This window comes from Lysinibacillus agricola (genome assembly GCF_016638705.1).
Lineage (GTDB): Bacteria > Bacillota > Bacilli > Bacillales_A > Planococcaceae > Lysinibacillus > Lysinibacillus agricola.
Window position 1 is genome coordinate 3745111 of record NZ_CP067341.1, and the last position, 18549, is coordinate 3763659.

Here is an 18549-nt window from a genome sequence, read left to right on the forward strand (position 1 = left end):
CCTCTTCCCTATTTAGTAAAGAGCTATTCGATCTAGCTTCATCGTTTCCTCTGCATCAATAATGCCAAAATGATATTGCCAATAAACCTCCATATGAAAACCTATTGGCAGAAACATTTCTTGTACAAGCTGTACCTTTCGCTCATTCTGTGCTGTCTGCTTTTGACGGATGTATAAAAGCAGCTCATCCTGGTCCTCCGATTTCACATAAATCATGCAATTTTTAAAGAGCCTTTTCAGCGTATCCTTTAATAAGTAAATTTCTTCACCTGTCCGGTACAGTCTTAGCATGTTGAGTGCAACTATTTCTTGCTCCTTTTTCGTAAAGGCATGAATATTGTCACGCACCAATGTACCAAATACATCGGCCTTGATTTCCCTTAAGATAAAACGAATATAGAACTCTCTCTTATTCATGCCCTGCATACGATCAATTTCAGCTAAAAAATGCAATCCAGTATCTAAAAGATAATTCCTAAACTCTATATCTGAAGTATGATCAGGATGGAAAAGACCATTAAAAATTCCGTAATAGCGATAATACGGATTTACTTCAACGTGCTGGTCAACATACTGTGCATTTAATAGTTGTGGACTTAGTTCCATATAAGGTGAATAGGCTTCGGCAAGATGAAAATAAATATCCTTTTTAGAAAGTCCTTCATCCTCAGCTTTAATGAGCAAATCCCAAATATAGTTCATAGCCACACACCTACACATTCATATTCGAAGAAATGTCGTTGCACTTCTGATACGAGGAAGCTTAAAATATCGTTTGCGATAAAGTTTCTCTCCTCATTCGCCTTAAACTTTAATAGCATCGTTTTTTTATGATTATTTTCTCCTATCACTTCCGTTAAGAATGTGTTCACAGAGTGCGTAAAGCTTGTTCCTGAGAAAGAGTCCACTATTTCGACATCTACAAGCTCAAATCGAATAGCTGCCTCAAAGGAGTTAATCATACGAGTAATTTCGCCCTTCGTTTTAACAGTAGCCGTATGCTTGTTAGCGAATTTGTGTATAAAATGCTCGATTCTTCGATTTGATACAAGCTCGTAATTTAATTTTCCGATCTTTTCATCTTCCATTTTTGCAATTTTGATTAGCTGCCAAACCCCTGACTTATCCTGGGGTGAAACAATGGTTAATTCATTGTCTGAATGTTTAACGTAACGAACATTATCCTCTTCGGCCTCAACAAGATAGCCATGCTCATTTCCAATTTTACGTACGGAAAGGACATGTTCAAAATTCACCTTATCGATAGCAGGAATGGGAAACCCGACATTTTTGACCTCATGGCGTTCAATATTCCATAGCGGAACCATATTTAGGCGTTTTTTGTCCTCATACTCTTCTAAATCAACGATTATTTCAGTAATTTCAGCATCCTCATGTAAAGATGGGCAATCTACTAAATTGACATTAAAAAATTTATAGACGAATGGATGATTAATGGTTTTCCAAGGTAAGCCGTTTATTTGGAAGAGAGGATATAGCTTGTTCATCTCTTGTAAATAGGCCGTATTTTGAGTAAGGCTAACTTTAATCTCTACTTGTCCTTCTGTCGTTACTAGCTTTCCATTAAAGAGTCTCTGCTCAGCAAGCAACTGTTGAATTTGTAAGGAATCACATGCTAAAAATAAAGTGAACAGTACTGCTGGTTCATTGTATTTAAGTGATTCAAGCAGTTTTTTTATATGGATTGATTTACTTTCTAAATCAGCTGGTCGCATCGGGAATAAGCATTCATGAATAGGGTCAACATCCTCCTTAGAACTTAACGTCACAAAAATATCAAACCTATTCTCAGCATCATCTATTTCATTGAATACGCGGTCTTCAAGCCTTTTGTTCATTTCATCCTGATAGTCGATTAAATTTACAAAAACGCCACTTACAATATCCTTTAGCAGTTGACGTTGCTCTAAATCCTCTATTTTGCGTAACCGTTCAATCATGAGCTCTTTCATCAATTTATTTTCCCTCTTTCATCACTTCAGCATCAGTTGGCTCACTAGCAGCTGTCCCTTCATTCGTAGGCGGAGCTGCCTGATCAGATGGCGCTGTATCGGCAGCTGGTGCTTGAGGAGGCGGATTTAATTTATCATTGGCGTTCATAACCTTTCGCTCAAGACCTAAAACCTTCGACAGCAGCTCTGTCTCCTGATAAATTTCCTGTGCAAGTGTATAATATTCAATTGCTTTTCCAAACTCTTGGCGTGCATAGCTCTGATCTCCGCTTTTTTCTAAGCCTTCAGCCTTTAATTCCTTCTGGGCCTTTTTCAATTCAGCAATTTTAGCCTCTGTATCTTCTATTTTTGTCTTTATTTCAGGTTCGCCAGTATAGGCAATTGTCAGGGCTTTTTTTCTTGCCTTTTGATACGTTTCAAGTGCCCCATTGTAATCCTCTGCCTCAAATTGAAAATCTCCATCTTTCACAGCTTCAGCAATTTGTACAATGGTATCCATATTTGCGATTCTTTGTTCAACTACTGCTTTCCCAAAGTCTTTTATAAGCTTTCCTTCTTTTTTAGCCTTTTCATATGACTCTAGGGCATCGTTAAATTTACCTTCTTCCGCTGCTTTATCTCCACTGATAATCAGATCGGTAACTCTTAATTTTTTAGCTAGTACATTTCTATGTATTGGATCCTTCAATTTTTTGGCCGCATTTCTGCCTTCACTATATTCCAGCAGTGCCTTATCATAAGTTCCATCTTGAAAATAAAGGTTTCCGCTCTTTTCATGATCTTTCATCTCGACGGTCAATTCAGCCATTTTTTTGGCTTGCTTTGCCTGATAAAAAATCGTGCCTCCACCTACGACCAAAGCTAGCACTAATGCAGCTGCAATCATTTTGATGTATTTCATTTTTTTCTTATTTGTTTCCTGATAAACCTTATTAGCAAATATAGCTGCGATTGTGTAATTATTGACAACCTTCTTTTGCCTGCTTAGCAGTACCTCTTCTAATACATCAATGTATTTCTCAGGCTCTTTTGCATCTTCCAACGCATCTGCCATTTCAATTTCATTGACATCCTCCCAAAAGCCGGCTGTACAAAGCACTAGTACATCGTCATCCATTAACTTTATTTTCTTTGAAACAAAAGGCTGGAAATCTTTTGGTTTGCCAAGATAATTTAATAAATTAGTTCTTTCCTCGTGCTGGCTAATATCGAGCGAACGGTTCCTATCATTCACTAGCTCTTGCGCCAAGCTTTGATCCGTGCTTTTAAACGTTAAAGTCCCATTACGGAAATGATATAATCTCGAATTTCCTGCAACGGCAACAATCATCTTTGAGTAATCTGAGACGACAATGACAATACTAGCCTTCAATCTCACCCTTAAGCTTTGAGCTTGAAGAATATCTTGTGCATATTTTAAGTAATGTTTAATTCTCCGTCTGGACATGGATGGCTTTTCCATAAATTTTTCTAAAATTGCCTTTACAGCAAGCTCAGCACTACTGATTTCCTGATCTGAATCTAGCCCTTTTACAGCTACCCAGCAGGCTACATCATCCAGCTCTGTATAGGCAAAGTAATCTTTATTTTGCAAAAATGAGCCCGCTTCGGATAAAAAGCTTGTTTTAAAGTTGCTATTTTCCTTTCTCATGATTACTCCTCCTTATTTACTGACTCATTTATAGACACACGTAAAATGATTACCATGTTTTTTCTAAAATAACGATGGTTGCATTATCTTGATTTTTTAAGCGTTTTTGTTCAACGGCTTTTATCATGTCTTGAGCAATATCATAGGGAGTAGCTTGCTGAGAAAGAATTTTCTCCATTTCAACCTCTGTTAAAGTATCATAGACGCCATCACTAAATAGACATACTTTATCCCCTCTATTTAGCTGAATCGGACTTTTTCCTATATCCATATTTTTAAAGCCTTCATACCCTAAATAATTGATAAGTCTCTTTTTCAAAGGATTTTCCTGCACCTCAAGCTGAGATATTTCACCAGATATATATCGCTCAGTTAACACTGATTCAAAAATATGCTTTTGATTGATGGCCTTAAATTCTCCATTTCGAAAAATGGTAATGACACTATCTCCAACGGCTCCCCAGTGAAGAAATCCGTTATCATCAATAACGGCTGCCACTAATGTAGTACCGCCATTCGAGCCATTTAAATTTTCGACAATCATATGATTACTTGCTAAAGCGGACTCATTAAAAAATTTTTCTAGAGTATTTAGACCGCTCAGCTTTTTAAATTCTTCAATAAATGTATTGACAGCTACCGTACTTGCCATCCTACCGTTTGCTAAACCACTGATACCATCTGCTAGGACAGCAATTATCCCATCACTCGTTTCTGCTGTAGAGAAATAATCATCTTGCTCATCACGTCTGCCAATCGTTTGACCATTTCCGATTTCTATTTTGTTTTTTTCATTTTGTTGCGCAAGCATGTTTCGAATGATTAATAATGCAATGAGTACAACGATAAATATTACCGTAATTATGTATGGCAGTAGTTTCTGATCCATTTGTCATCATTCCTCACTGTTGTTGTTTTCCCATTCAAAATGAACACCACATAAGGGAATAAAAAGAAACATACTTCTGCCTAACTGAATGACATCATACGCTGCTAACTCTGTTGGTGTATAAATCGCTTCATTATTAAGATAAGCTAACCCTGATGCATCTCCAGGAAGTAGATAAAAATTCCTTTTTTTAGGATCATAAACAATGACTGCATGGTTACGCTGAGAAATCGAATTATCACCAACAATACGAATGTGCATATCCTCAGCTCGACCAATAAAGTTTTTTTCCGATAAAATTCGATAGTCTCGACCCATTTGAGGCCCTTCAATACAAACTAACCATCCCGTTACTGGATCAATTCCATCCATTTCTCCGAGATATGGCATTGTTTTATCATCTACCTCTGCTACAGCTGTTTGCTGACCACTAGGTCTTTGCTCCTGTTCCACCATTACATTGCAATATGGACAAACATTTCTATGTCTTCTAGAACTAAACATGTGACCATTTGTACATCTAATCAAACTCATTTTCGCTATCCCCCGTCTATGTACGAATTTACTTGTCTCTCTATTTCACTAAAATTCGCGTATTTGCTATGTATATCGTGTCTCCATTACCGATTGGGTAAGGGCTTTCGTGTTTTATTCTATTTTTAACGCGCTTATGAGCTTTTTTTATACCAACACCATTGACCGAATCAATATCCTCTATGTACCATACTCCAGAAACATTATTTAATACGGCATGTTCATAGTTGATAAGCGATTCATATTCTGTACCGTTTAAATCGATATCTGCCTTATTGTCAGCTGAACTTTTCCCAATAAGTAATGATGTTTGGTCACCTATCTCCCATTCATCTATTTCAACTCCTCGTTCATTGAGGAGAACTAATTTTCGAATTTGCTTGTTTGTCACATCGTAATTTTTATCTCTTGCTTCATACTTAACAGAGCCATAAATAATTGCTAGTATGACCAGCATTAGTCCAATAATTGTTTTCAAAATAAAATCCTGATTCATGACAAATACGTATAGAATGAAAAAGAAGGCGATTGTGACAATAATGATATCCATAACTTTTATAATCATTTGTTTCTTTGCGTTTTCAGTGTATGCATCCATTGAATTTTGACCATACATGGTATCACACTCCTTCATACTAGCTATGGCTTCGTTTTACTTATTAAAAAAACGTTCAAATAAATCAGTTGTATCTAGTGGATTCTTCTTTGCATTCTTGTTAAGGGCTGATGACATTTCCTTTGTTTTAGGATTAAAGCCAAAAAAATGTTCAAAATTCTTTTCAATATTGTCCATATTAAAATCTGGCTTTTTTTCAGTAGACTGTTGGCGTGAAGATTGTTTTTCATGTGTCTGTCTATCATTCCAACTTTGACCAGCTCCATCTAGTCGAGCATCATATGCCTCTCTGGAAGCTTGATCCTTCAGTACTTTGTATGCCTCTGTCACTTCTAAAAAAATCTTTTCAGATTCTTTGTTTCCACCGCTCACGTCTGGATGATGTTTTTTTGATAGTTTTCGATAAGCGAGCTTTATTTGTTCTTGCGTGGCGTCTCTACTGACACCTAAAGTTTCATAATGCGTTTTCATAGTTTTCATCCCCAGTATTAGGATTATTCAAAATTATCTAAGGAACTATAAAAGTCCCTTAGATAATGTGGTGTGTCTATCAAGCAGTAATCTTAGACAGCGTAGCCGCCTTCGATTTTCGCCAAGTCTGTTTTGTCTTTCTTTTGCTTAACGAATAAGTAGAATTCACCAATACCTTCTGTATCACCATACTTTTCTGTATAGTCAACGACAAAAGCATTTGGGAAATGAATTTTTCTTACTACTTGATCAGCAGAAACAACCTCTAAAGTTACTTTACGGTAACAATCAGCCTTTTCAGCTGGTACTAATGACCATAATCCTAATTTCATCGTATCATCAGAATTATCACCATCAGTTGCAGTAAGGATTTTACCTCTTATTTTTAAAGTTGCTCCTACATCTGTAGAACGTGCGTTAGAGTCATCTGGAGTGTCTGTTTCATACTCAACAGCCATAATGCTATCTAACCCTAGTTCAATTGCTTCTGATCCTTCTACTTTTAATACAAAACCCATTTTTAGTACCTCCTAATATTTGTTGAATCGTCTCAAAAAACTGCTTTAGGTGAAAATTATAACTAGCTGTATACATTCCTCCATGCTTCATGCAAATACATCAAGCATGAAGAAATATGTAATTTTTTCACCTTGCAATTTATGGAAGATTCTTATTTATGTTAAAAGATTTATGAATAAATCTTAAACATACTACTTAAAAAGTTTTTGATTGTATGTGTAAACTTGTTAGGCCTTAACAGCACTACTTGCCTTTGTAATCATGACTTCAAGATTCTTCACATTACCGTTAAACACTAGGTCAATCTGACATGTGCTTGTTTTTTCATCGATAATGTAGCCGATGTCATCTCCATCGTGAATAATAGAGTTTACAAAGCCTTTATCATTAAGCCATTTGCTTTTTTGACTACTTGGATTATTACTAAAGAATCGAACGATATTTTCGTGCTTAAAGTCACCTGATTGGAATCGTAGAATTCTTTCAATATACGTACTAACTTGAGTTTTGTAGACTGAATCAAATCCGTCTTCTTCCATTGCTAGACTTCTAGCTTTATACACCGTAATACGTTTAATGTCTTTATCTTGAAGCTGCGCATTTTCCGAAGAGAATACAAAGCCGAAGCTTCTGCTGTTAATAGCATCTTTAATATTATTAGTAAATCCTGAGATTTCTTTTGCCATTGTTGTAACGGCTCGAAGTGAATTATCACCAGCTTCGATATCGAAGCGTACACCAGGATAATTTCTTTGAACTTTCTTGAATGAATCTTTCAAATATTCTGGACATTGATAAGCTGAAACAATACCTGCTGCTACATAGCTGGCACCAACATAGACGCCCTCTATCCAAAGCTTTAAAATATCCTCTTTTTCTTTAGATAATCGTGCTCCATTTTCTGTTGTCTGCATTCTTGTATCAATGATCACACCTGATTTATCTTTAGGAATAATAGTGAAGTTCGGTAAACATGGTATCGCAAACTCACTATATTCTTTTCGAACAAGCACTGAGCATTTATCGATAAGACGATCAATACCTGCTGTTGCAATTCCACTGAATGTTGTTTCTTCTTCTGCCATGAAGTTGAAGAAAACTTGTACTTTATAATCTTTCACAGTATCTAGAAGGGTAGTTAACGATTCCATTGTATTGCCTTCTTGCTTAGCAACTTTATCGTTCCCTTTAAATCTAGATCTGCTTACTTTCATTTTTCCGGATGCCTCTAGTTCTAGGGCAGGGACAATTCCATACCATACCGTATCTGTAAAGTCATTTTTGGAGTTAACCGTATTTAAATACGTGCGTAATCGTGGTAGATTATTACTTTTAACGAGCATATCCAACTTTGTGTTCGTTACAAGTAACGAGGGCTGCATACCTTTGTTTTTAGTTGCATACTGATCAAAGTACATTTTTACACCTAATAGTTTTTCAACTAATGGCTTTACTGTTTTGACAAATTCATCCTTAGCATCCTTATAGAATTCTAAGTATGTATTATAGTTTTGCACCTCTGTCTCTACATCAAATTCAGCCTTCACAGCTGGCAATGGAGAGAAGGTTCTTACGACTAAATCTTTGACGTAGGAAGATGGTGATTCTGTAATCTCTTCATAATCCTCTTCAAAAACTGTGCTTAAACCATAGTTACTATTTTCTTCAATAACCATCAGTTCCGAGCTATTATTTTGAGGCGCCTCAATGATTTTTAATTCACCATTGTCACCAATAGAAAGTGTCCCAATTTGTAATTTTTCGGATTCATCTTCATCCTGATTAGCACCCAATAATAATCTTGTTTTAATATCTTCGATTGCTAAAGGGAGCATCGCCATGACATTGTTGTAATTTTTACTTGCTACTTCGAACATCAGGTTTAGCTTATCCCCTGTATCCAATTTTTTTGGATCGCCGTCATCTAATTTGTCATATTCACCGTATAGGTAATGGATTTCTTTTCTTACTTGTCGAATGTCGTCCATAACCTTTTTAGGAGAGATCATATCGAGCAGATTTTCAAATTTAAAATCTACATTCGCAATGCCCTGACTTCTTTTTGTATCGATGAGGGTGAATAACATCTTTAAAAAATCATTATTTTGGTCAATTGCTATTTCAGAAATACAGTCCTCTTGAATTCCTTCAGGTTTTTTTAATGTATACATTACCTTTTGGTTAGCAGCATTATAGAATGAATAAACCGTTGGAGAAAACTTATCTAAAAATTCGTCGAAGCTTTTGACAAGTAAATATTGATTAATCTCTTTAATCTTTTCATCACTAAGACTGTCAATCCCTTTTACATCTCCAACAAGCGTAATTAAATCCATTTTTTCCGGATTAATTTCCTCAAAGAGCATGGTTCTGTTTGTTTGACTAATAATCTCCATTCAGTCGGCTGTATGATTATACAGCCATCCCTCCTTTTATAACGAATTTCGTATAAGCATAATCATTAGTGAGCAGTAAATAGAAATTAACTATTGAGTTATAAAATGGTAATAAAAGATAAAAAATTTACAGTTGTTATAACTAAAATTGTATTCTAAGCGTCTTACTTCTACATCACTGATGACATTATGTATCACAAAAGTAACTATACAATATCTAATTTTATTGTCAATATTTTCATTAGAATATTTTGGCAAATTATATGTATGCAACTGGGTGAATGGTAAAAAATATACATTAATATTTTCGTGCTATTTTAATCAAAAATGTGTATGCATTCATTCTTTTTTATTAAAAAAACAGCTTATGGTGTATTTTTCATACCCTATAAGCTGCTTCGTAAGCTCTTACCTTTAACTGTAAAATGATAACATAGAATTACTTTACCTAAATTATTGGTTAGTTGGAATCATTTTACTTAAAATAGTTCTTTATCCTATTGACACTACCCTCAATAGTAATTACCAATTTCATATATTTTAGTGAAGAGCAGCGTTTCTTTGCTTGTACTGCCAGCCCCCACATGATGGTTTTGGATAAAAGAATACTCACCTTTTTATTATACGTTCTTACATCTCCAATTTTATCCTCTATTAACCGCTGCGATACATCAGGTGGAATAACATTTGTCAAAGAAAAATAAAATGTTGCTGCTAAACTATAAATATCAGTATATACACCTTGCTCAGATATAGTCGAATATTGCTCAAGAGGGGAATATCCTGGACTCGTAAATATTTGATAATCTTCAGCAGTTTTATAATAAATTGCGGAACCAAAATCTAGTAGATATGGATTACCTTTAGAATCAATCATAATATTATTTGGTTTAATGTCACGATGGAGTATGCCTTTTTCGTGTAAATAACACAAAGCATTCATTAATGGAAGTAATATGCTAGCGTATAAATGGTCTCTATCATTAATAGGAAAATCCTTTAAGTATTGATCTAATAAAGTTCCTTCATAATACTCCATACTTATATAAATCGACCCATTTTCCTCAAAGTGGTCAATATATTTGACGATATTATGATGATTTATTTGCTGCATAATTAACGCTTCATTTAGAGAAATGGCTTTTAATTCCTCGAATTTCTGCTTTGTTGAAGGCAAACGATTAATAACTGTTTTATTATCTAAATCCCGCAAAGCAATGTCATTTGGAAAAAACTCTTTAATGATTAGCTGATTCCCTTCATGCGTATTTTCTGCAATATAAACAAAGGATAATTTACTAGTAGCAATCACTTCTTTTATTTTATATGTATCGTTCAGAACACTGTTTGCCGGTAAGCTCAATTCAACTTGAGTCGCTTGCATTTTTAATCTATCATCCCTTTCAACACAATTTGTTCCATTTTTAGCACGAAAAATTTAATTTTTTAGACCATCACCATAACGTGTAGTTGAGTTCCGTTCCGATTGGGCGCTTTGTCGCTGACGCTTCGCTTTCGCGCAGAGCAAAGCTTCCTGGGGGCGTCCGACGAGCCGCTTCGCTCCAGGGTCTCGGGCCAACAGATGTTTTTTGCGCGAAAGCGAAGCGGCAGCAGCACCGATGTTGGTCACGAAGGCGTTATCACAGGACGTGATGTTTTTAGCCTTCGTTCCTCTATCGCTAATCCCCAAGGAGTCGCCGAGTCGTAACGAAGATCAACTTATATCAATTTCGCCTTAGCGTAATTGCCGCTGTCGCACAGATAAATTGCCACAGGTCATGGCGTTCTTAGATTGAGTTCCTCTATTTCAGTAGGTGTTTGGACACCCACTGAAAGGAAACCACATCCGCATTCATCTCACCACCTTTAGAGGTAGGAGTCTTCTACAGAATGAAGATAAATGGCACACTTTTTAATAAATGACAATCCGCAACTTTTGGCTATGTCCATTATTTTAACAAAATACAAATTAATGTAAGTATATCAATATACACCCTTATATTAAATAGTTATCTTATAGTATTTCTACATTGAATGGCGAGGTTAAGCACAATGTGAAGCCATTGCATTGTTTTTTCCTGGCATTTTGACATTCCTATTCGTAACTCTGAAGCTTCTATCCGTCGCTTTGGCTCTTCTTTCCGCCGCTTTCGGCTTTCTTTCCGTCGCTTGGACCATTCTTTCCGTCTCTTCGACTCTTCTTTCCGTCGCTCTGTTTTCTTTCTGTCGCTTTGGCTCTTCTATCCGTCGCTTTCGGCTCTCTTTCCGTCGCTTGGATCATTCTTTCCGTCTCTTCGACTCTTCTTTCCGTCGCTTTGTTTTCTATCCTTCGCCTTGGATCTTCTTTCCGTCGCTTGGACCATTCTTTCCGTCTCTTCGTCTCTTCTTTCCGTCGCTCTGTTTCCTTTCCGTCACCTTGGCTCTTCCTTCCGTCGCTTTCGGCTTTCTTTCCGTCGCTTGGACCATTCTTTCCGTCGCTTCAACTCTTCTTTCCGTCGCTCTGTTTTCTTTCCGTCACCTTGACTCTTCTTTCCGTCGCTCTCGACTTTCTTTCCGTCGCTTCAACTCTTCTTTCCGTCGCTCTGTTTTCTTTCCGTCGCCTTGGCTCTTCTTTCCGTCGCTTTCGACTTTCTTTCTGTCGCTTGGACTCTTCTTTCCGTCGCTCTGTTTCCTTTCCGTCACCTTGGCTCTTCCTTCCGTCGCTTGGACTCTTCTTTCCGTCGCCCTGTTTTCTTTCCGTCACCTTGCTAATGTCTATCAAAATTAAGATTGAAAAAAACGTCCAACAAGTATGAAAAATACTCATTGGACGCCTTATATAAATAATTATGCTTTTTGATAGCGAAGCACTGGTGTACGAGCAGCGCGTGTTTCGTCTAGACGAGTTACGACTGTTGTATGTGGTGCTTCTTGTACGATTGATGGGTTTTCTTCAGTTTCTTTTGCAATTTGAATCATTATATCGCAGAATGCATCTAATGTTTCTTTAGATTCTGTTTCTGTTGGCTCGATCATTAATGCCTCTTCCACATTTAATGGGAAGTAAGTTGTTGGTGGATGGTAGCCAAAGTCTAACAGACGTTTTGCGATATCTAAAGTACGAACGCCAAGTTTCTTTTGACGACGACCCGATAATACAAATTCATGTTTACAATGACGGTTATATGGTAGATCATAGAATGGCTCTAAGCGACGCATCATATAGTTTGCGTTTAGTACTGCGTATTCTGTTACAGCTTTTAAGCCATCTGGACCCATTGTACGGATATAAGTATATGCACGTACGTTGATACCAAAGTTACCATAGTAAGGTTTAACACGTCCGATTGATTGTGGACGCTCGTAATCGAAGTGATATGTTCCTTCTTCTGTTCTTACTAAAACTGGTTTTGGAAGGAATGGAATTAAATCTGCTTTCACACCTACTGGACCTGAACCTGGGCCACCGCCACCGTGAGGACCTGTAAATGTTTTGTGTAGATTTAAGTGTACGCAGTCAAAGCCCATATCGCCAGGACGTGCTTTACTCATAACTGCGTTTAAGTTTGCACCGTCATAGTATACTTTACCGCCAACAGAGTGAATAAGCTCTGCCATTTCGATAATGTTTTCTTCAAATAGACCAAGTGTATTTGGATTTGTTAGCATCAATGCAGCTGTGTCAGTACCAACTACTTTGCGTAAATCTTCAATATCTACTAAGCCATTTTCATCTGATTTAACAGTGATTGTTTCAAAACCTGCAACAGTTGCCGATGCTGGGTTTGTACCGTGAGCAGAGTCAGGAACAATAACTTTATTACGATGACCTTCACCATTTGCCTCATGGAAGGCACGAATCATCATTAATGCTGTCCATTCACCATGAGCGCCTGCTGCCGGTTGTAATGTCACTTCATCCATACCTGTAATTTCAACTAATGAAGTTTGTAGATCGTAAAGAAGCTCCATCGCACCTTGAGTAGTTGATTCATCCTGTAATGGGTGGACATTTGCAAAACCAGAAATTCGTGCAACAGCCTCGTTAATTTTAGGATTATATTTCATCGTACAAGAGCCTAGTGGGTAGAAGCCTGAGTCTACACCGTGGTTTCGACGAGAAAGTGCTGTATAGTGACGCATAATATCAAGCTCAGAAACCTCTGGTAATTCTGCCGCTTCAGCGCGTACTAAGTTCGTAGGAAGTAAATCTGCAAGATCAACCTCTGGTACATCAAGTGCTTCTAAGCCATAGCCTACGCGACCTTCTTTGGAAATTTCAAAAATGAGTGATTGATTTTCGTTATGCATTAAGAGCCCCCATTTCTGCAACAAGTGCATCAATTTCTTCCTTCGTGCGTAATTCTGTTACTGCGATTAGCACGTGATTTTTTAGAGAGTCATATGTTTGACCTAAAGGATATCCACCGATGATTCCTTTATCAATTAAGCCTTTATTAATTTCTTTCACACATTTATTTGTCTTCACAACGATTTCGTTAAAGTGAGCACCTTGGAAGGCTACTGTGAAGCCTGCCGCTTCAAAGGCATTTTTAGCATAGCGAGTTTTCGCGATATTTTGCGTCGCCATTTCACGAACGCCCTGTTTACCTAAAGCAGTCATTGCTACAGAAGCAGCAAGTGCAAGAAGCGCTTGGTTCGAACAAATATTAGACGTTGCTTTATCACGACGGATATGTTGTTCACGTGCTTGTAATGTTAAAACATAACCACGACGACCTTCACCATCTACTGTTTCACCAACAAGACGGCCAGGAACTTTACGCATTAGCTTCGTTGTTACTGCAAAGAAACCACAGTGTGGACCACCGAATGCTTCAGAAATACCGAAGACCTGTGCGTCACCTACACAAATATCAGCACCTAGCTTACCAGGTGGTGTTAAAATTCCTAGTGCAAGTGGGTTTGAAGATACGACAAATAAACTTTTTGCCTCATGTGCAATATCTCCAATTACTTGTAAATCCTCTACTTGACCAAAGAAGTTAGGATATTGTGTAATAACAGCTGCCGTATTGTCATCAATCAGCTCTTTTAATGCTTCTACATCTGTCACTCCATCTTTATGTGGAACTGTAACAATTTCAATGGATTGACCGTATGCATATGTAGCAACGACATCGCGATACTCAGGATGAACCGTTTCTGATACTAAAATTTTCTTACGGCGTGTATGGCCAGCTGCAAGCATACCTGCCTCAGCTAATGCTGTTCCTCCATCGTACATAGAAGAGTTTGCAAGATCCATGCCTGTAAGCTCTGCAATCATCGTTTGGAATTCAAAAATTGCTTGTAATTCCCCTTGTGAAATTTCTGGTTGATAAGGAGTATATGCTGTGTAAAACTCTGAACGAGAAATAACATGGTCCACAATAATTGGTTTATAGTGGTTGTATACGCCCGCACCTAAAAACGATACGTTTGCATTTGTATCTTTATTTTTCGCAGCAAGTACCGATAATTCTTTTAATAAAGCTGATTCTGATTTTGCATCTTTAATATCATATAGGCCTTTAAAACGTACTTTTTCTGGGATATCCTCAAATAACTCATCAACTGAGGATACACCAATTACGTCTAACATTTCTTGTTTATCTTGCTCCGTCATTGGTAAATAACGATGTTTCATAAATGTAGGTCCCTCTTTTCAACTATTATTTTGAACGTTTGTAAAACGGTGTTTCAACTGTTACTACCTTTAAGTACTTACCACGAATTTCGATTTCTAATTCTGTTCCGATAGTTGTGAATTGGCTGTCAATTAACGCGTTACCAACATTACGTTTAGAGGAAGGAAGCTGTGTACCCGTTGTCACTTCACCAATTTCTTTACCATCCTTAAACACTTTGTAGCCATGACGAGGAATGCCTTTATCGATCATTTCAATGCCCACAATTTTACGTGGCAGTCCATTTTCTTTTTGCGCCACTAATACTTCATGACCATTAAAGTCTTCTTTATTTAATTTCACAGCAAAGCCAATACCAGCCTCAAGAGGTGAAATTGTCGCTGATAGCTCTTGCCCATATAATGGAAGGCCTGCTTCAAAACGAAGTGTATCACGACAGCCTAAACCTGCTGGAACAACACCTTTGTCTTTTCCAGCCTCTAAGATTTTACTCCATAAAGCTTTAATATCCTCTGGGGAGCCGTATAATTCAAAACCATCTTCTCCTGTATAACCACTACGAGATACTAACGCTTTATGACCAGCAACTTCAACATTTTCTTGGAAACGGAAGTATTTAATGGCACTTACATCAGTAGCTGTTAATGATTGAAGAACCTCTTCTGCTAAGGGGCCTTGAAGAGCAATTTGAGCATAAGCGTCTGATTGGTTGTCAATAGTCACATCATATTGATGTTGATTTTCCATCATCCAATCATAATCTTTTTCAATATTTGACGCATTTACGCACAGTAAATAATGATTGTCTGCTAATTTATACGTTAATAAATCATCAACAACGCCACCATCTTCATAGCACATCGCATTATATTGCGCTTGACCTACTGCAATTTTAGAAATATCATTTGTCAAAAGATTTTGTAAAAAATCTTTTGACTCAGGGCCAGTTACTAAAATTTCACCCATATGTGATACATCAAATAAGCCTGCACGATTACGTACTGCATCATGTTCTTCTTTAATAGAAGAGAACTGTACTGGTAATTCCCATCCGCCGAAGTCAATAGTTTTACCACCATACTTTGCGTATTCGTCAAATAGAGGAGTACGTTTTAATTCGTTCGTCATTGTTTTTGCCCCCTTATTGTTAGTTACATTTTTACTAGTAGTAGTTCGTCTGTTTTTTTATACTAGTACAGTCAATGCTTGCCCTGTTTGTTCATCCAAATCAATAGGAGCGAACATTAAGCAAAACATTTTGACATAAAAAAAGACAGACGAACCCCTTTTCGGGATTCTCTGTCCTTGCACCTGAAAGTTACACCAGACTGGCTCGCATTATTGAAACAATGCCAATCAGTAGGCTTTCCCCTTTGGTGGCTGTTGTATTACAGCACTCTCCAGAGTTGCGTCTTGTACGAGTCCTTTTACCTGAGAGATTCATAACCCTTTGCTACTTGCTCCTTCGGTGACGTTTACACGTGCTCTCCCCGCACAATCATCCGCCCAAGATTCATCTTGGTACTATTTAGTATTCAATGAACATTAAGTTACTTATTTGTCTATATCCTAACATTAATTGTATTGAAAAGGCAATCATTTTTTAAATTATATTAAAACACGAACATTATAATCTTTTATATATATCATCGTTCGATTTTCAACCTTTTGACTTGGAATACTAAATACTCAAGAATTTGGCGAATCGTTCTACCCTCTGTTAACACTTGTATATGTCCTGCCTCACGATAGAACTTTCTTCTGTAATGATACAGCTTTTCTAGCTCTTCTTTCGTTGAACTCTGTACAATCGGTCTTTTTGGATCATGCTGTATTCTTTTGTAAATATCTTCGAATGTCGCATCTAAAAAAAACACAAGTCCACTGCGTCTCATTATTTTTCGATTTTCAGCATTGACTGCAACACCACCACCTGTTGAAATAATACAAGCTTCTTCTCTGAAATTTTTCAAAAATTCTGTTTCTATTTCTCGAAAGCGTGCTTCTCCGTATTTTTCAAAAATCTGTGAAATTGTCATACCCTGCTGTCTAACAATTTCATGATCCATATCATAATATGGCATCTTTAACAAATAGCTTAAACGTCTTCCTAACGCACTTTTCCCGCAGCCCATAAAGCCAACTAAATATATTTTTCGCATTCGAATCACCTTCTTATAACTACGATTCTACACTGTCTGACAAAATTTGTCCTAATAAATTTATCGTAGCTCGAACATTCATCTTTTCTAGCCCATCATATGTTCGAAACTGAATTTCATAAGACGTACAATACGTAAGAACAAAAGTAGTTACAAAAAATAATAATGCAATTGCGATTAAAAAAATAGTCCCTCTGTCATTTTTCAATAATTGGCACATAGAAGGTTCGCTCCTTTTTAATACCACTTGGAAGTTCAACAGTTACTGTTAACATATTTTTTTCATATTGAAACTGGCATTTATTAATACCATTTAGCATTGGTACATGCCCACCATTTACTTGATCGCGAATAATATTGCTATAACAATCAATATTATGAATGGCATCTGCTGCTTGGAAGGTTATTCTTTTTTGATCTTGTCGAATCGTAAATGATGAAATATCCTCTAAATACATATTCAAATCATAAGCAAATAGCTCCCATTTTGATTGTTCATCAGATAGTACCGTTGTTTTCATTTCAGCGAACCAAAGCATAATGAAAACAACAAGATGCGTAATAAGCACAAAAACAACTAATTGAAACACCGCTTCTAGTAATGTATAGCCCCGCTCATTCATCGACTTCACCTGTCAGCTGAATGCATTTTTTGCGCAATTCTCGTGTATTTTGAAAACTTACACATATCCCTTGCCCATTAATACCCCACTGAAAATATACATCTTCAATTGTTTTAGAGCCTTCCGTTTGCTGTAAATAGCGATATTGCTTTAAGCCTTCATAGGCGGTTTCAGCTGCAATAACCTCTAGCTTCTTGTTATAAAGAGATGTCTTCATAGTGTAGCTAATTGGTATTAATGTCGTGCATAATAACATAATAATGCACACTGATAAAATCGTTTCTACAAATGAATAACCAGATTCATTCAACTCTCGACCTCCCTCGACCTAACGTAATCACAACCTTTTTAACTCCCTGTGGCGTTTTAAAATAAATAGTCCCTGCAGTCATGACGTTTCCATTGTAGTTATATATAATTGTATGAACCGAACTCGAAACAGGCATGAACTCAACCCCTTTCGGAAAAGGTCGTTCATATAATTGTGTAAAAATATCTTTTTTAATGATATATCTCCTTGATGAACTCTCAAACTTCATCGAGATATATTCCCTTTGGTTCATACTATAAGTTTGTATATATTGAATATCTAATTGAATTTGTGTGAAAAATCGCTCAAGCTCCCTAGTTTCTGCTACTTTTAACGAAAACTTTATGACAATCGCTGACAAACACATGGCGATAAACAATACAATTAACATTTCGATAAACGTATAGCCACGCTCACTTTTTATATCCATCAGCTACCAGAACCAGTATTGGAAGAGGACTTCGCCAATCTTACCTCGCCATCATTAGTTATCATAATCTCTTCTTTATTAGGACAGGTCGTTTCATTCTTCTTCAAATAGCCTTTTGCTACCAAATCATCAATTGTTGGATACGCCATAAAATCTACGCGATATGCCTCTACCTGCCCCTGTACCATGCTAATATACGCTTTACAACCCTTCTCATCAATCGTGGCAAAATGTTTCGTAACATTTGGGATTGTGATTAAAATTAAAATCGAGATAATCAAAAGAACAATTAACATTTCGATTAATGTAAAACCAGCTTGCTGCTTTAGATGTTTCATTATTATC

At 36.8% G+C, this 18549-nt stretch carries 20 protein-coding genes and 1 riboswitch; of the genes, 1 reads left to right on the plus strand and 19 read right to left on the minus strand.

Annotated elements, in window-relative coordinates:
* Positions 1–12: 12 nt before the first annotated feature.
* From FJQ98_RS18640 to FJQ98_RS18685, 10 genes are all read right to left on the minus strand, one after another.
* Positions 13–708, minus strand: a complete 696-nt coding sequence (locus tag FJQ98_RS18640) for an iron-dependent peroxidase (RefSeq protein WP_082340115.1) — start codon at positions 706–708, stop codon at positions 13–15.
* Positions 699–1973 (minus strand): hypothetical protein, encoded by a 1275-nt coding sequence (locus FJQ98_RS18645; protein WP_053595304.1) that lies wholly within the window; start codon positions 1971–1973, stop codon positions 699–701. The genes FJQ98_RS18640 and FJQ98_RS18645 overlap by 10 nt, the downstream gene beginning before the upstream one ends.
* Before the next feature lie 4 nt (positions 1974–1977).
* Entirely contained in the window at positions 1978–3624 is a 1647-nt protein-coding gene (locus tag FJQ98_RS18650; RefSeq protein WP_143114817.1) for a serine/threonine protein phosphatase, read from the minus strand.
* A 49-nt stretch (positions 3625–3673) separates the two neighbouring features.
* A complete protein-coding gene (locus FJQ98_RS18655) occupies positions 3674–4513 on the minus strand; it encodes a PP2C family protein-serine/threonine phosphatase (protein ID WP_053595125.1) in 840 nt (279 codons plus the stop codon).
* Positions 4514–4519: 6 nt separating this feature from the next.
* The gene (locus FJQ98_RS18660; RefSeq protein WP_053595126.1) at positions 4520–5047 is read right to left on the minus strand and encodes an FHA domain-containing protein; all 528 of its coding nucleotides are present in this window, start codon (positions 5045–5047) and stop codon (positions 4520–4522) included.
* A gap of 40 nt (positions 5048–5087) precedes the next feature.
* The gene (locus FJQ98_RS18665) at positions 5088–5663 is read right to left on the minus strand and encodes an FHA domain-containing protein (protein WP_053595127.1); all 576 of its coding nucleotides are present in this window, start codon (positions 5661–5663) and stop codon (positions 5088–5090) included.
* A gap of 36 nt (positions 5664–5699) precedes the next feature.
* Positions 5700–6134 (minus strand): J domain-containing protein, encoded by a 435-nt coding sequence (locus tag FJQ98_RS18670; RefSeq protein WP_053595128.1) that lies wholly within the window; start codon positions 6132–6134, stop codon positions 5700–5702.
* Positions 6135–6226: 92 nt separating this feature from the next.
* Complete coding sequence (locus FJQ98_RS18675) at positions 6227–6652, minus strand: hypothetical protein (RefSeq protein ID WP_053595129.1); 426 nt, start codon at positions 6650–6652, stop codon at positions 6227–6229.
* A 228-nt stretch (positions 6653–6880) separates the two neighbouring features.
* The gene (locus FJQ98_RS18680) at positions 6881–9049 is read right to left on the minus strand and encodes a hypothetical protein (RefSeq protein ID WP_053595130.1); all 2169 of its coding nucleotides are present in this window, start codon (positions 9047–9049) and stop codon (positions 6881–6883) included.
* Between the two features lie 475 nt (positions 9050–9524).
* A complete protein-coding gene (locus FJQ98_RS18685; RefSeq protein ID WP_053595131.1) occupies positions 9525–10433 on the minus strand; it encodes a serine/threonine protein kinase in 909 nt (302 codons plus the stop codon).
* Between the two features lie 684 nt (positions 10434–11117).
* Here FJQ98_RS18685 and FJQ98_RS18690 point away from each other — a divergent pair.
* Positions 11118–11816, plus strand: a complete 699-nt coding sequence (locus FJQ98_RS18690) for a hypothetical protein (protein WP_143114820.1) — start codon at positions 11118–11120, stop codon at positions 11814–11816.
* A gap of 59 nt (positions 11817–11875) precedes the next feature.
* Here the strand turns inward: FJQ98_RS18690 and gcvPB are convergent, their stop codons facing one another.
* The 9 genes from gcvPB to comGC form a co-directional block, all read right to left on the minus strand.
* Positions 11876–13339 carry an aminomethyl-transferring glycine dehydrogenase subunit GcvPB gene (gene gcvPB / locus FJQ98_RS18695; RefSeq protein WP_053595133.1) on the minus strand — a complete coding sequence of 488 codons (1464 nt, stop codon included), beginning with the start codon at positions 13337–13339 and terminating at the stop codon, positions 11876–11878.
* On the minus strand, positions 13332–14678 hold the full coding sequence (gcvPA, locus tag FJQ98_RS18700) for an aminomethyl-transferring glycine dehydrogenase subunit GcvPA (protein WP_053595134.1): 1347 nt from the start codon (positions 14676–14678) through the stop codon (positions 13332–13334). Before gcvPA ends, gcvPB begins: the two co-directional genes overlap by 8 nt.
* 25 nt (positions 14679–14703) lie before the next feature.
* Positions 14704–15807 (minus strand): glycine cleavage system aminomethyltransferase GcvT, encoded by a 1104-nt coding sequence (gene gcvT / locus FJQ98_RS18705; protein ID WP_053595135.1) that lies wholly within the window; start codon positions 15805–15807, stop codon positions 14704–14706.
* Positions 15808–16088: 281 nt separating this feature from the next.
* Positions 16089–16181: riboswitch (glycine riboswitch) on the minus strand.
* A gap of 144 nt (positions 16182–16325) precedes the next feature.
* Positions 16326–16841 carry a shikimate kinase gene (locus FJQ98_RS18710; protein ID WP_053595136.1) on the minus strand — a complete coding sequence of 172 codons (516 nt, stop codon included), beginning with the start codon at positions 16839–16841 and terminating at the stop codon, positions 16326–16328.
* A 19-nt stretch (positions 16842–16860) separates the two neighbouring features.
* Entirely contained in the window at positions 16861–17061 is a 201-nt protein-coding gene (locus FJQ98_RS18715; protein WP_053595137.1) for a hypothetical protein, read from the minus strand.
* Positions 17039–17464, minus strand: coding sequence for a competence type IV pilus minor pilin ComGF (gene comGF / locus FJQ98_RS18720; protein WP_053595138.1), 426 nt, complete (start codon positions 17462–17464; stop codon positions 17039–17041). Before comGF ends, FJQ98_RS18715 begins: the two co-directional genes overlap by 23 nt.
* Positions 17457–17774 (minus strand): hypothetical protein, encoded by a 318-nt coding sequence (locus FJQ98_RS18725; RefSeq protein ID WP_053595139.1) that lies wholly within the window; start codon positions 17772–17774, stop codon positions 17457–17459. Before FJQ98_RS18725 ends, comGF begins: the two co-directional genes overlap by 8 nt.
* Entirely contained in the window at positions 17767–18204 is a 438-nt protein-coding gene (gene comGD, locus FJQ98_RS18730; RefSeq protein ID WP_053595140.1) for a competence type IV pilus minor pilin ComGD, read from the minus strand. Before comGD ends, FJQ98_RS18725 begins: the two co-directional genes overlap by 8 nt.
* A complete protein-coding gene (gene comGC / locus FJQ98_RS18735) occupies positions 18204–18542 on the minus strand; it encodes a competence type IV pilus major pilin ComGC (protein WP_053595141.1) in 339 nt (112 codons plus the stop codon). Before comGC ends, comGD begins: the two co-directional genes overlap by 1 nt.
* Positions 18543–18549 lie beyond the last annotated feature (7 nt).

What these genes read in the sequence shown, in the direction of transcription:
- comGC (WP_053595141.1), bottom strand. Translation starts at nt 18,542, where the DNA reads ATGAAACATCTAAAGCAGCAAGCTGGTTTTACATTAATCGAAATGTTA.
- comGF (WP_053595138.1), bottom strand. Translation starts at nt 17,464, where the DNA reads ATGAATGAGCGGGGCTATACATTACTAGAAGCGGTGTTTCAATTAGTT.
- FJQ98_RS18670 (WP_053595128.1), bottom strand. Translation starts at nt 6,134, where the DNA reads ATGAAAACGCATTATGAAACTTTAGGTGTCAGTAGAGACGCCACGCAA.
- gcvPA (WP_053595134.1), bottom strand. Translation starts at nt 14,678, where the DNA reads ATGAAACATCGTTATTTACCAATGACGGAGCAAGATAAACAAGAAATG.
- FJQ98_RS18680 (WP_053595130.1), bottom strand. Translation starts at nt 9,049, where the DNA reads ATGGAGATTATTAGTCAAACAAACAGAACCATGCTCTTTGAGGAAATT.
- FJQ98_RS18650 (WP_143114817.1), bottom strand. Translation starts at nt 3,624, where the DNA reads ATGAGAAAGGAAAATAGCAACTTTAAAACAAGCTTTTTATCCGAAGCG.
- FJQ98_RS18655 (WP_053595125.1), bottom strand. Translation starts at nt 4,513, where the DNA reads ATGGATCAGAAACTACTGCCATACATAATTACGGTAATATTTATCGTT.
- FJQ98_RS18665 (WP_053595127.1), bottom strand. Translation starts at nt 5,663, where the DNA reads ATGTATGGTCAAAATTCAATGGATGCATACACTGAAAACGCAAAGAAA.
- FJQ98_RS18685 (WP_053595131.1), bottom strand. Translation starts at nt 10,433, where the DNA reads ATGCAAGCGACTCAAGTTGAATTGAGCTTACCGGCAAACAGTGTTCTG.
- comGD (WP_053595140.1), bottom strand. Translation starts at nt 18,204, where the DNA reads ATGGATATAAAAAGTGAGCGTGGCTATACGTTTATCGAAATGTTAATT.
- FJQ98_RS18675 (WP_053595129.1), bottom strand. Translation starts at nt 6,652, where the DNA reads ATGGGTTTTGTATTAAAAGTAGAAGGATCAGAAGCAATTGAACTAGGG.
- FJQ98_RS18710 (WP_053595136.1), bottom strand. Translation starts at nt 16,841, where the DNA reads ATGCGAAAAATATATTTAGTTGGCTTTATGGGCTGCGGGAAAAGTGCG.
- FJQ98_RS18715 (WP_053595137.1), bottom strand. Translation starts at nt 17,061, where the DNA reads ATGTGCCAATTATTGAAAAATGACAGAGGGACTATTTTTTTAATCGCA.
- FJQ98_RS18660 (WP_053595126.1), bottom strand. Translation starts at nt 5,047, where the DNA reads ATGAGTTTGATTAGATGTACAAATGGTCACATGTTTAGTTCTAGAAGA.
- gcvT (WP_053595135.1), bottom strand. Translation starts at nt 15,807, where the DNA reads ATGACGAACGAATTAAAACGTACTCCTCTATTTGACGAATACGCAAAG.
- FJQ98_RS18645 (WP_053595304.1), bottom strand. Translation starts at nt 1,973, where the DNA reads ATGAAAGAGCTCATGATTGAACGGTTACGCAAAATAGAGGATTTAGAG.
- gcvPB (WP_053595133.1), bottom strand. Translation starts at nt 13,339, where the DNA reads ATGCATAACGAAAATCAATCACTCATTTTTGAAATTTCCAAAGAAGGT.